At 49.9% G+C, this 12708-nt stretch carries 9 protein-coding genes; 8 read left to right on the top strand and 1 reads right to left on the bottom strand.

Translation table 11 applies throughout. The annotated features are described in order from the left end of the window. Positions 1 to 3: 3 nt before the first annotated feature. From ACYVIC_RS16950 to ACYVIC_RS16920, 7 genes are all read left to right on the top strand, one after another. Complete coding sequence (locus ACYVIC_RS16950; protein WP_460861861.1) at positions 4 to 1185, top strand: thiolase family protein; 1182 nt, start codon at positions 4 to 6, stop codon at positions 1183 to 1185. 75 nt (positions 1186 to 1260) lie between these two features. Next, complete coding sequence (locus tag ACYVIC_RS16945; protein ID WP_460861859.1) at positions 1261 to 2757, top strand: CoA-acylating methylmalonate-semialdehyde dehydrogenase; 1497 nt, start codon at positions 1261 to 1263, stop codon at positions 2755 to 2757. A 301-nt stretch (positions 2758 to 3058) separates the two neighbouring features. After that, positions 3059 to 4216 (top strand): acyl-CoA dehydrogenase family protein, encoded by a 1158-nt coding sequence (locus tag ACYVIC_RS16940; RefSeq protein WP_460861857.1) that lies wholly within the window; start codon positions 3059 to 3061, stop codon positions 4214 to 4216. 165 nt (positions 4217 to 4381) lie between these two features. Then, a complete protein-coding gene (locus tag ACYVIC_RS16935) occupies positions 4382 to 5155 on the top strand; it encodes an enoyl-CoA hydratase (protein WP_460861855.1) in 774 nt (257 codons plus the stop codon). Then, positions 5155 to 6297: an enoyl-CoA hydratase/isomerase family protein gene (locus ACYVIC_RS16930; protein ID WP_460861853.1), complete on the top strand. Its 1143-nt coding sequence runs from the start codon at positions 5155 to 5157 to the stop codon at positions 6295 to 6297. Before ACYVIC_RS16935 ends, ACYVIC_RS16930 begins: the two co-directional genes overlap by 1 nt. 12 nt (positions 6298 to 6309) lie before the next feature. Next, positions 6310 to 7197 (top strand): 3-hydroxyisobutyrate dehydrogenase, encoded by an 888-nt coding sequence (gene mmsB / locus ACYVIC_RS16925; RefSeq protein ID WP_460861851.1) that lies wholly within the window; start codon positions 6310 to 6312, stop codon positions 7195 to 7197. Positions 7198 to 7583: 386 nt separating this feature from the next. Further along, the gene (locus ACYVIC_RS16920; protein ID WP_460861848.1) at positions 7584 to 8342 is read left to right on the top strand and encodes an SDR family oxidoreductase; all 759 of its coding nucleotides are present in this window, start codon (positions 7584 to 7586) and stop codon (positions 8340 to 8342) included. Positions 8343 to 8433: 91 nt separating this feature from the next. Here ACYVIC_RS16920 and ACYVIC_RS16915 read toward each other — a convergent pair whose 3' ends face one another. Continuing rightward, a complete protein-coding gene (locus tag ACYVIC_RS16915; RefSeq protein ID WP_460861846.1) occupies positions 8434 to 9993 on the bottom strand; it encodes a LytTR family transcriptional regulator DNA-binding domain-containing protein in 1560 nt (519 codons plus the stop codon). Between the two features lie 256 nt (positions 9994 to 10249). On the opposite strand from ACYVIC_RS16915, the gene ACYVIC_RS16910 reads away from it, so the two are divergent. Then, positions 10250 to 12673, top strand: coding sequence for an alpha/beta fold hydrolase (locus ACYVIC_RS16910; RefSeq protein WP_460861844.1), 2424 nt, complete (start codon positions 10250 to 10252; stop codon positions 12671 to 12673). The last annotated feature ends 35 nt before the right edge of the window (positions 12674 to 12708 follow it).

The following is a 12708-nucleotide window of genomic DNA, read 5'->3' as shown; positions in this document are numbered from 1 at the left end:
TTTATGGCTACCGACAATATTGTAATCGTTGCTGCTACACGCACCGCTATGGGCGGTTTTATGGGCGGCTTAACCGATGTGGATGCGACTGTATTGGGGGCAACCGCAATAAAGGCTGCGTTAGAGCAAGCCGGTTTAAGCGGTGACAAGGTTAGTGAAGTAATAATGGGTAATGTGCTGCCGGCCGGTTTAGGCCAGGCACCGGCACGCCAGGCTACATTAAAAGCCGGCTTACCATTATCCGCCGGCGCCACTACCATTAATAAAGTATGCGGTTCAGGCTTAAAAGCCGTGATGCTGGCCAGCGACCTGTTAAAAGCCGGCAGCGCCGACGTGGTCGTGGCCGGTGGTATGGAGTCGATGAGCAACGCGCCGTACTTGCTGCCAAAAGCACGTAGCGGTTACCGCATGGGTCACGGCGAAATTAAAGATCATATGATGCTGGATGGCTTAGAGAATGCCTACGACGGCAAAGCCATGGGCTGTTTTGCCCAAGGCACAGCTGATGAAAAAGGCATTACCCGCGAGCAGATGGACGCTTTTGCTGTGCAATCTACCACCCGCGCCCAGCAAGCAATTGCCAGCGGCGCCTTTAACAACGAAATTACGCCGGTAACCTTTCAAACCCGTAAAGGCGAAATGACCTTTGCGATAGACGAGCAGCCGGGCAATGCCAAAATCGACAAAATTCCTTCTCTGCGTCCGGCCTTTGCCAAAGACGGCACTATTACAGCAGCTAATTCCAGCTCTATTTCTGACGGCGCAGCTGCGCTGGTATTAATGCGCGAGTCTGATGCTAAAGCACAAGGCGTTAAGCCATTAGCCCGCGTGGTAGCACATGCCACCAACTCAATGGAGCCAGCACTGTTTACCGTAGCTCCGGTTGGCGCGATGCAAAAAGTGCTGCAAAAAGCCGGCTGGGATAAACAGCAGGTAGATCTGTGGGAGATTAACGAAGCCTTTGCCATGGTAACCATGCTGGCGATTAACGAGCTGGGCTTAGATGAAAGCAAAGTAAACGTAAACGGCGGCGCCTGTGCGCTGGGCCACCCTATTGGTGCTTCAGGTGCGCGTATTCTGGTTACCCTGATTCATGCGCTGCGTAACCGCGGTTTAAGCAAAGGCGTGGCCTCACTGTGTATCGGTGGCGGCGAAGCCGTAGCACTGGCAGTGGAAGTACTGTAACAAACATTTAAAGCTGCCGGCGCAATTAAACATACAACCAGCTGGCAGGATACCCAAACAATCGGGAGAAGCAACATGACACAACAGGTTAAGCATTTTATCGACGGCGAGTTTGTCGCACCAACAGGCGACAAACTGATCCCCGTTACCAACCCGGCAACACAAGAGGTGATTGCTCAGGTGGCATGTGCCACATCGGCAGAAATGGAGCACGCTATCGAGTCGGCCAAGGCCGCTTTTTTAACGTGGAAAGAAGTGCCGGTATCAGAGCGCGCCCGTTTAATGATGCGCTTTGCTCACCTGTTAAAAGAGCATCAGGGTGAAATTGCCGACATTATCTGCCGCGAACTGGGTAAAACGGTAGAAGACGCCAAAGGCGATGTCTGGCGTGGTATCGAGGTAGTAGAGCAGGCAGCAAACATTCCGTCATTAATGATGGGCGAAACGGTCGAAAACGTCGCACGCAGCATCGACACCTACAGTTACATTCAACCGCTGGGCGTCTGTGCCGGTATTACGCCATTTAACTTCCCGGCGATGATCCCGCTGTGGATGTTCCCGATGGCTATCGCTTGTGGTAATACTTTTATTTTAAAACCGTCAGAACAAGACCCGATGACGGTAAACAAAATTGCCGAGTTGTTCGTGCAGGCTGGCGCGCCCAAAGGCGTATTACAGGTAGTGCACGGTGCCAAAGAGCAGGTTGATGCCATTTTGCACCACCCGGATATTAAAGCCATTTCGTTCGTTGGCTCGGTTAATGTTGGCCAGTACATCTACAAAACCGGTACGGACAATTTAAAACGCGTACAGGCCTTTGCCGGTGCGAAAAACCATATGGTTATTATGCCGGATGCGAACAAGCAGCAGGTGGTAAATGCCCTGGTAGGTGCCTCTGTTGGCGCCGCCGGTCAGCGCTGTATGGCGATTTCTGTAGCGGTATTTGTTGGCGCTGCAGCAGATTGGATCCCTGAAGTTGCTGCGGCCATTGGTAAAGTGCGGCCGGGTGTTTACACCGACCCGAATGCCGCTTACGGCCCGCAAATCAGCCCGCAGGCGCGTGCCCGGGTGTTATCACTGATTGAACAAGGTAAGAAAGAAGGTGCTACCTGCGTACTGGATGGTTCTGACTGTAAAGTGGAAGGCTACCCGAACGGTAACTGGGTAGGCCCAACGGTGTTTAGCAACGTCACTACCGATATGGAAATTTATAAACAGGAAATTTTCGGCCCGGTGTTAACTACTATGCAGGTAGATTCTTTAGCTGAAGCATTAAAAGTGGTAAACGACAGCCCGTACGGTAACGGTACTTCTATCTTTACCGCCAGCGGTGCGGCGGCACGTAAGTATCAGCATGAGGTGGAAGTAGGTCAGGTAGGTATTAATATTCCTATTCCGGTGCCACTGCCGTTTTTCTCGTTCACCGGCTGGAAAGGCTCGTTCTATGGTGACCAGCATGCTTACGGTAAGCAGGCGGTGCGTTTCTATACCGAGACTAAGACTATTACAGCACGCTGGTTTGATGACGATATTCCGGTGTCTGGCCCGAATATGTCGATTAATTTACGTTAACGTACACAGGTGAAGAGCAGACTTTACTAAACTGACCGTTGGAGGCCATGGATGGCCGGAATCGAGCCCCAGGGACGGTTTACGGCGTGTCAGTGTGTAAAGTGTGTTCCTCGCTGCCCGGTGCAAGCAACCGCTTCCACCGTAACAACACGCAGACCCGCTCGGATCTCCCATCCTCGCTTTTGATCGTCTGCTTAGTTGTTCCGGTTCCGCGTTGCAGTCAGTCTCCGATGCAGGTTCAAAACGGTTAATACGGCGACGTACGCAAGCAACTAAGCCGATTAGATAAGCAGGACCAACTATGAATTTCAATTTAACAGAAGACCAACAAGCCTTTGTCGATGTGGCCAAACAGTTTGCAGAACAAGAACTGGCGCCATATGCAGCAGAGTGGGATCGTGATCACCACTTTCCTAAAGACGTCATTCAAAAAGCCGGTGAGCTGGGGTTTTGCTCATTGTATACGCCTGAAGAAGACGGCGGTATGGGGCTTTCGCGGTTAGACTCGTCGATTATTTTCGAACAGCTGTCGATGGGCTGCACGGCCACTACGGCCATGCTGACCATTCACAATATGGCGACCTGGATGATAGCCACTTGGGGCACCAGTGATGCCAAAGCCGAGTGGGTAGAGCATTTAGTTACCGGCCAAAAGTTAGCCTCATACTGCTTAACCGAGCCTGGCTCGGGCTCCGACGCAGCCGGCCTGCGCACCAGCGCGAAAAAAGACGGTAACGACTACGTATTAAACGGCTCTAAGATGTTTATCTCTGGCGCAGGTTCCACTGAAGTATTGGTAGTAATGGCGCGTACCGGTGAAGCCGGGCCAAAAGGTATTTCGGCTTTTATCGTGCCGGCTGATGCCAAAGGTGTTATTTACGGCAAAGCGGAAGAGAAAATGGGCTGGAATGCCCAGCCAACCCGTTTAATCACTTTTGAAGATGTGCGCATTCCGGCGCATTACCTGTTAGGTAATGAAGGCGAAGGTTTTAGCTTTGCCATGAAAGGCTTAGACGGTGGCCGGATTAATATTGCCACCTGTTCTATTGGTACCGCGCAGCAGGCGCTGAACACCGCGCGTAACTATATGTTAGAGCGTCAACAGTTTGGTAAGCCATTGGCCGCATTTCAGGCGCTGCAGTTTAAACTGGCTGATATGGCAACCGAGCTGGTAGCTGCGCGGCAGCTGGTGCGTTTAGCGGCGTTTAAGTTAGACCAGAAAGACGGTGAAGCTACCGCTTATTGTGCGATGGCCAAGCGCTTTGCTACTGATGTTGGCTTTCAGGTGTGTGACCAGGCACTGCAGTTACATGGCGGTTATGGCTATATTAAAGAATACCCACTGGAGCGGCATTTCCGTGACGTGCGCGTGCATCAGATTTTGGAAGGCACCAACGAAATTATGCGGCTGATAATCGGCCGGCGTTTACTGGATGAAGCCGCAGGCGATATTTTGTAAGTAGCAGATGAATTCAAGCTGGGGGAACAGGATTGTTCTAAACCGACCGTTGGAGGCCATGGATGGCCGGAGTCGAGCCCCAGGGACGGTTCATGGCGTGTCGGTGTGGACAAACCTGTTTCACCGGGCTCGGTGCATGAACTTCGCCTAAATCAGGAGACAACAATGGCTCAATTAAAACTCGAAAAACGCGGTCACACGGCGCTTATCACTATGTCTAACCCGCCGGCCAATACCTGGACCCGTGACACCTTAACCCAGCTGCGCGACGCGGTTAAAAGCCTGGATCAGGATAAAAATATCTATGCCCTGGTCATCACTGGTGAGGGCGATAAATTTTTCTCTGCCGGCGCTGATTTAAAGTTGTTTGCCGATGGCGATAAAGCCATCGCCAGCGATATGGCGCGCATTTTCGGCGAAGCCTTTGAAACCTTAAGCGCCTTTAGCGGGGTGTCTATTGCCGCCATTAACGGCTACGCCATGGGCGGTGGTTTAGAAGTCGCGCTGGCTTGTGATATCCGCATTGCCGAGCAACAAGCGCAAATGGCGCTGCCGGAGGCCAAAGTTGGCTTATTACCGTGTGCCGGTGGCACCCAAAACCTGGCCTGGCTGGTAGGCGAGGGCTGGGCGAAGCGGATGATCTTATGCGGCGAGCGATTAGGTGCAGAAAAAGCGCTGCAAATTGGCCTGGTAGAAGAAGTAGTAGCTACCGGCATGGCGCTGGAAACTGCACTGGCGATGGCCGATAAAGCGGCTGAACAAAGCCCATCCTCGGTTACTGCCTGTAAAAAGCTTATTCAACAAGGTCGTAGCGGCAGCATTCAGAGTGCCTTACCACTGGAGCGTGAGCTGTTTGTCGCTTTGTTCGACACCAAAGATCAGGTAGAAGGCGTGCAGGCATTTTTAGAAAAACGCAAAGCTAACTGGGTGAACGGCTAATGAGCGGCGCAAATGACGTAGTGCTGTATCAAGAGCTTACAGCACAAAACGGCAAAAAAATCGGTGTGGCCACACTTAACTCAGAAAAGTCGTTAAATGCCCTTAGCTTGCCGATGGTAGAGTCGTTATTACCACAATTATTAGCCTGGCAGGCTGATAGCTGCATCAGTATGGTGCTGCTGCAAGGCGCGGGCGATAAAGCCTTTTGTGCCGGTGGTGATATTCGCGACTTATATAAAGCCATGCTGGATAAACCTGGCGAGTATGCGCCTTATGTTGAAGACTTTTTCACCAAAGAATACACACTGGATTATTTAATCCACACCTTTGGCAAGCCGGTGCTGGTGTGGGGTAATGGCATAGTGATGGGCGGCGGCCTCGGCTTAATGGCCGGCGCCTCGCACAGGGTGGTTACCGCTACCAGCCGAATAGCGATGCCGGAAATGGCGATTGGCTTGTATCCGGATGTCGGCGCAAGCTGGTTTTTAAACCGTATGCCCGCCGGTTGTGGCCTGTTTTTGGGTTTAACCGGTGCCTCTATTAACGCGGCTGATGCCAAATTTATTGGTCTGGCAGATAATTTCTTGCTGCATGAACGCAAAGCCGCGCTGTTAGAAAAACTGCTGACAGTGAAGTGGGGTGATACGGTAGCGCTGAATCATCAAAAACTCAGTGATATGTTGCGCAGTGAAGAAGAACAGTGCCGCGCGCAAATGCCGCTAAGTAATATCAGGCCGCATCAGGGCAGCATAGAAGCTTTAGCTAAGTTTGGCAGCTTAAGTACGGTGACCGATGCAATCAATGCTATGGCTGGTGAAGATAAATGGCTGCAAAAAGCCAAAGAATCGCTGGCTTATGGTAGCCCCGTTACGGCGCATATCGTGTTTGAGCTGTTAAAGCTGGGGCAGAGCAAAATACTTGCTGACAGCTTCCGGTTAGAGCTTGGCCTAAGTGTGCAGTGCGGTAAGTTGGGGGAATTTACCGAAGGCGTGCGCGCCTTGTTAATGGACAAAGATTTACAACCCAAGTGGCAATACAAAACCGTAAGCGACGTGCCGCAAAGCGTGATTGATGAGCTATTTCGCTCGCCGTGGGCTGCTAACGAGCATCCGCTGCGCGAACTGGGCCAATTGGATAACTGATTAGGAGCAAAGATGGCGAAGGTTGCATTTATAGGTTTAGGCAATATGGGTGGCCCTATGGCTATCAATCTGGTGAAGGCCGGGCATGCTGTAACCGCCTTTGATTTATCAGCAGCGGCGCTGGCGCAGGTAAAAGCTGAAGGCGCAGTAATAGCGGCAACAGCAGCAGAAGCCGTAACAGGGGCTGAGTTTGTGGTTTCAATGCTGCCGGCCGGTAAGCATGTCATTGGCTTATATCTGGGCGAGCAGGGTATCGCAGGCAATATCAGCAAAGATGCACTGGTCATTGACTGTTCAACCATCGATGCTGACAGCGCGCGTAAGGTCGGCGCTGGTTTAGCAGCCCAAGGCATTGCTTTTATTGACGCGCCGGTGTCCGGTGGTGTGGGGGGGGCTAAAGCCGGTACCTTAACCTTTATCGTCGGCGGTGATACAGCGCATTTTGAGCGCGCTAAAACCGTGCTTGGCAATATGGGTAAAAACCTGTTTCACGCCGGTGATGTTGGTGCCGGCCAGGTTGCGAAAATCTGTAATAATATGCTGCTGAGTATTTTAATGGTCGGCACCTCAGAAGCGCTGCAAATGGGCGTCGATAACGGCCTGGACCCGAAGGTGCTGTCTGACATTATGCTAAAAAGCTCGGGCCGTAATTGGACGCTGGAACTTTACAACCCCTGTCCGGATGTGATGCCAAATGTGCCATCCAGCAACGGTTATCAGGGCGGCTTTATGGTCGATTTGATGGCGAAAGATTTAGGCCTGGCGCTGGAAGCGGCATTGCAAAGCCAAAGCAGCACACCAATGGGCGCACTGGCGCGCAGCCTGTACGTGGCGCACCAGCGGGCTGGCAATGGCAAACTGGATTTTTCCAGTATTTTTAAGCTGTTTGAAAAGAAGTAATTGGTTAAGTGGTTAAGTCACGCGGCTACTGCGTACATTTTTTCTGAGACACGCCATAAACCGTCCATGGGGCTCGATTTATGAATTTCGTCCATGAAATTCACCCCACGGGGCCAGCGAAGCTGTTCAAATTCGTTCCTGACGAATTTGTCGGCATCCATGGCCTCCAACGGTCTCAGAAAAAAGTACATCCGTATCCGCTACTACGGCTTTTTTGCGAACTCCATCGTTACTTCAGAGACAGACGCGGATGTACTTTTTTGGCGGACCGTCTTTTTCATGGATGAAAAAGAGGAGCCTACAGGGACGTATTTACGGCGTGTCCGACGAAAAATGTACGCAGCGGCTGTCGGTACAGAACAATACTTGCAAATTAAGGTAGAAAGATGAACCTGCAAAACAAAACCATCGTTATTACGGGCGGGGCACAAGGCCTGGGCTTTGAAATGGCACGCATGTGTGCGGCAGAAGGTGCCAAACTGGCATTAATTGACATGAATGCCGATCAGCTGGCAGCCGCCAAAGCGGAACTGGGTGCTACAACCATGGTACACACCTACATTGCCAATGTTGCGAATGAAGAACAGGTAGAAGCTACCTTTGCGCAAATCGACAGCGACTTTGATGGCATTGACGGGCTGATTAACAACGCCGGCATTTTGCGCGACGGTTTATTGCTGAAATACAAAGACGGCGAGCTGCAAAGCAAGATGTCACTGGCGCAGTTCCAGTCTGTTATCGACGTTAACCTTACAGGCGTATTTCTGTGCGGCCGTGAAGCGGCTGCAGTGATGGTTAAACGCGGCACTAAGGGCGTGATTATTAATATGTCGAGCGTTGCCCGTGGCGGCAATATGGGCCAAACCAACTACGCCGCCTCTAAAGCCGGTGTGGTGGCGATGACCGTAACCTGGGCGCGCGAATTAGGCCGCTTTGGCATTCGTGTTGGCGCCATAGCACCGGGCGTTATCCGCACCGCCATGACCGATGCGATGAAGCCTGAAGCGCGTGACCGCTTAGAGAAAATGAAGCCGGTAGGGCGCTTAGGTGAAGCCAGCGAAATTGCCCACACGGCTAAATACATTTTTGAAAACGATTTTTTCACCGGCCGGGTAGTAGAAATCGACGGCGGCATCAGCATGTAAGTTGCCGGCTAGTGAGATGAAAAAAGGCGCCGCGGCGCCTTTTTTGTTTAGAGAACGCCGTTTTACATTTTACAATGGCACCCCGGCAAAGTTAGTTTATCTCTGTCGTAACAGCCTGGCGCACTGCAGGGATCAGGCGGCGGCTTACCGGTAGCTGCTGACCATTTTGTAACAATAACGAAGCGGCACTGCCAATGCTTTTAGTGGCACTGGTTTGTAATCGTGTTACCTGTTCTAAGTTGACCAAATATGAGCGATGCACCCGCAAAAAGGTACTGGGCAACTCTGACTCCAGGTTTTTAAGGGTGCCGCTGTATAAATGCTGGCGGCCATCGGCCAAATTAATTTCGCTGTAATCGCCCGCCGCCTGACAAAAGGTAATTTGCGCTGTATTCACAATATCTATTTTTCCTGCACTGTTTATCTTTAGTGTGGCAGGTTTATCGTGCTGTATATCTTGCGCTAAGCGTAACGTCAGTTTTGCAATGCGTTCTTTGTCCTGTTGATGCTTATCAAGCTGAATATTGTAGTCCAGCGCCTGTTGGATAAATAAGTAACCCAACAACAGCGTAATCAAGACAAAATACAGATTTTCATGAAAGTAATCTGCACTGAAAACGATAACCAGCAAAAACAGTGACAGTGCTATAGCGGCGGCAATGGCGTTTTTGTCCCTGCTGCGATAGCCATTGTGGTAAGTAAGGAAGGCAGATATCAGCACAGGACAAAATGTTGCGGCAGTGGTTTTACTATCAAAGCCAGGTATCAGCATTATGGTTAACAAAGTCGCTATAGCGCCGGCATAAATCCAATGCAGGGCATACCGGCTGGCAAAGCGCTGCGCCATAAATATCAGGAGGCAAAGGCCAAAAGAAAACGAAGATGCGGTGATAACCAACAACCGAAAATCATGCAATGGGTAAGGGTAGCTAAACAAGGCGCGACTAATTTCACTAAATAGCTGCAGCGTGACAAACAGGCTCATAAGAGCTAACAATAGGTGTTGACCACGCTGCATTGACTGCAAGCTGCGGATAGCAAAATACAAAGAGGCAGTAAGCAAAATACCGAGTATAACCAACATCCAGTTACTGTAACGTTGTAGATGGTGTTGGGGAGCGTTGTAGTGGTCGATGCCGATAAAGTGCACCGGGTTAGGTAGTGTAAATAAACTTTGCCGGGCCGACATTTTAACAACCAGTTGATTGTCACCCAGCAGCAGCAGATCCAACGGAACATAAAATCGCGCATCCATATTGCCTGCGATTTCGTCTGGTTGATTGCCAGGTAGGCCATTATTGCCAAGATGGTAGCCGTTTAAATAACTGCTGCTGGACGCTTTGGCGTTTAGATACAGCGCTAACGGTGGCTTTAGCTGAGTTAACTGCTGTTTACTAACGGGTAACGTAAGCTGCAACCAGAGCGTTTTGCCCTGAGGATCAACATCTGCCAAGGTTAGGTGCTGGCATGTGGCTGCGGTAAAGTCGACAGGCCAATCCGGCTGTATTGTCGCATCACACACTGTAACAGCCTGCTGCCGCTGCGGCGTGATAACAGCAAAACAGCTTGCGCTAAACAGCGTTAGCAAAGTAAACAGCGTTAGCAAAGTAAACAGCAGGCTAGCTGTTTTCAGCTTTAGAGTTGCGAACATCGGTATCCCGTTGCTTATAAGTTGTCCAACCATTTATCGACTATTTGCTACCGCTTACTGGTTTTGCATTGAAAGTTGCTACCACTAAACGAATAGCGCTGGGCTGTCTTTGGTTATTTCTGCTGTATTGTCAGCAGGTTAATCAAGGAGAGCATGTTATGTTATCAAAGCAAAAATTAATAGCGGTGCGTTTTTACCCGCTGCTAGCCGTTATCGACTCGGTACCAATGTTCGAGATCGAAACGAGGAAATGCTTATGAGATTTTTAGTGCTGTTGCTACAGGTTGCGGTTTTATTTTTATCAGTGCAGGCAGACGAAGCCGAAGCTGACAACTATTGGCGCGCCATTGAGAAAACGGTTAAGGACAGCGGTTTTAATGGCACTATTGTTGTTGGCAATAAGGCACAGGTTATTTGGCAGAAAAGTATAGGTTACGCCGACACTGATAGAATAATACCACTTACTGCAGAACACGTATTTAGCCCGGGATCGGTTGGTAAAGAGTTTACTACTGTCTCAATTATGCAACTGGCAGCCAATAACAGCTTGGAATACCAAGATAAAATCTCAAAATATATCCATGGGCTACCTTCGTGGGCTGATAACATAACCATAGAGCACATCCTTACGCATACCTCAGGTTTGCCTGATGTGGTGTGGAAGCAGCACATCAGTACGGCTGATGCGGTACAACAAATTAAGCAAGCGCAGTTAGCTTTTGAGCCCGGAGCTGGCTACAAATATACCAATTTGAATGTTGTTGTTCGTGCGTTAATAGTGGAGAGCATTACAGGGCAACGTTACGCAGATTACATTGCGGATACAATTTTTACAGTAGCAGGTATGACAGACTCGTTCCATCAAACCGAAACGGGCCTGGTCTCAAAAGCTGTTGTTGCAGGTGACTTTCCGACGAATATTGCGGGATTAACCGTCTATGTATCGCCGTTTGACCTGTTTAAGTTTGAGAATGCCCTGTGGAACGGTTCGTTAATTGACGCAGAGCAGTTAAAGTGGGTTTTGCGTGGCGACATTTTGTCTGGAAAAGACAACAGGGCATATTTTGATTTCGGCAGTTTTTCAATGAACGACAATGACAAGCTGGTTGCGTGGCAGCATGATGGTTCAAACCCCAGCCATCACACACTTAAACATCATGACTTTATCACAGGCAATGTATTTATTTTAATGTCGAGTGACGGCAATAAATCGACGTTATACAAGATTTTGAATGAACTGAAAATTTTGGCTTCGAAATACGTTCAGCCTATACCGTTAAAGCCTAATGAAGCAATGCAACCGACTGCGAATGAAACTGCAATCACCTTCACTGCCGACAATGGAAATAGCACTGAAGCTTACGCTGGGTCATTTCAGGTGGCGGAGAACAGAAACAAACCAGATAGCCGCCAACTTACCATTCACTATGTGCGCTTCCCCGCGTTAACTGATAAACCGGCAGCACCAATAGTGTATCTTGCCGGCGGGCCTGGCGGCTCTGGCATTAGCACCGCTAAGGGACGACGCTTTGAGCTCTTTATGGCGCTGCGTCAGCACGCCGATGTATTAGCACTAGACCAGCGTGGCACCGGTTTATCGGATGACGTGGCGCCTTGCAAGTCCAGCCAGATAATGGATACCACAGCGGTCTGGAACGAGCAAAAACTGGCCGCGTTGCATCAGCAGGCACTATTAGAGTGTACCGCTTTCTGGCAGGCAGAAGGCGCCGATATTTATGGCTATAGCACAGTGCAAAATGCGCTGGACATTGATGATTTGCGTAAGCACTTACAGGCGGAGAAAGTCAGTTTATGGGGCATATCCTACGGTAGTCATTTGGCGCTGGCGGCTATAAAACTGTTTGCAGGTAACTTAGATAAAGTGATTCTGGCCAGTGCCGAAGGGTTGGATCAGACAGTAAAGCTACCCCGGCATACCGATGAGTATTTTGCCGCATTGCAGCGGGTAATAGAGATGCAGCCAGCGCTTAACGCGCGTTATCCTGATTTTGCAAACACGATGCGACGGGTACAGCAAAAGCTTGAGCAAGCGCCAATAAAGGTAAAACTGGCTACTGACGACGGCCAGCAAACCAATTTTTTGTTTCAGAAGCTGCATTTGCAATTGTTATCGTCGATGCTTATCGCCGATCCCAATCGCTCTGTTGGTTTATTGCTGGAGCTATACCGCAGTTTGGACCAGGGTGAAACCGACATGCTGCAATTTGCGTTAAAGCGTGGCTTTTTTTCCAACCAGCCGATCACAATGCGGATTATGCCAACTGCAATGGATATTGCCTCGGGTATCTCTGATACGCGCTTAAATCAGTTTAAACAGCAAAGCGCCAGCGCCTTATTGGGTGGGGTGTTGAATTTCCCGATGCCACACCTGCACGGCCAGTTAGCTGATCTTGATTTGGGTGATAGCTTTCGTCAACCGTTGAACTCAAATTTACCAACTTTGTTACTCAGTGGCACACTAGATGGCAGAACTTACTTGCCAGAGCAGCTTGAGGCAGTAACGGGTTTAACAAATCTTAGCCATGTGGTGGTTGAACATGCCGGGCACAATCTGTTTATGGCGTCGCCGCAGGTTGAAACTGCAATACTGCAGTTTTTAGCTAAGGGCAAAACCGATATTAAGCACATAACGCTGCCGTTGCCTAATTTGGGGTTCTAACGTGAGCAGGATAATCAGTTTGCTTTGAATAAAAA

The organism is Rheinheimera gaetbuli, assembly GCF_054781935.1.
This window is presented reverse-complemented; position numbering and strand designations above follow the sequence as displayed.

Coding starts and splice junctions, on each gene's coding strand:
- ACYVIC_RS16935 (WP_460861855.1), top strand. CDS start 4,382: ATGGCTCAATTAAAACTCGAAAAACGCGGTCACACGGCGCTTATCACT.
- ACYVIC_RS16920 (WP_460861848.1), top strand. CDS start 7,584: ATGAACCTGCAAAACAAAACCATCGTTATTACGGGCGGGGCACAAGGC.
- ACYVIC_RS16945 (WP_460861859.1), top strand. CDS start 1,261: ATGACACAACAGGTTAAGCATTTTATCGACGGCGAGTTTGTCGCACCA.
- mmsB (WP_460861851.1), top strand. CDS start 6,310: ATGGCGAAGGTTGCATTTATAGGTTTAGGCAATATGGGTGGCCCTATG.
- ACYVIC_RS16915 (WP_460861846.1), bottom strand. CDS start 9,993: ATGTTCGCAACTCTAAAGCTGAAAACAGCTAGCCTGCTGTTTACTTTG.
- ACYVIC_RS16940 (WP_460861857.1), top strand. CDS start 3,059: ATGAATTTCAATTTAACAGAAGACCAACAAGCCTTTGTCGATGTGGCC.
- ACYVIC_RS16950 (WP_460861861.1), top strand. CDS start 4: ATGGCTACCGACAATATTGTAATCGTTGCTGCTACACGCACCGCTATG.
- ACYVIC_RS16930 (WP_460861853.1), top strand. CDS start 5,155: ATGAGCGGCGCAAATGACGTAGTGCTGTATCAAGAGCTTACAGCACAA.
- ACYVIC_RS16910 (WP_460861844.1), top strand. CDS start 10,250: ATGAGATTTTTAGTGCTGTTGCTACAGGTTGCGGTTTTATTTTTATCA.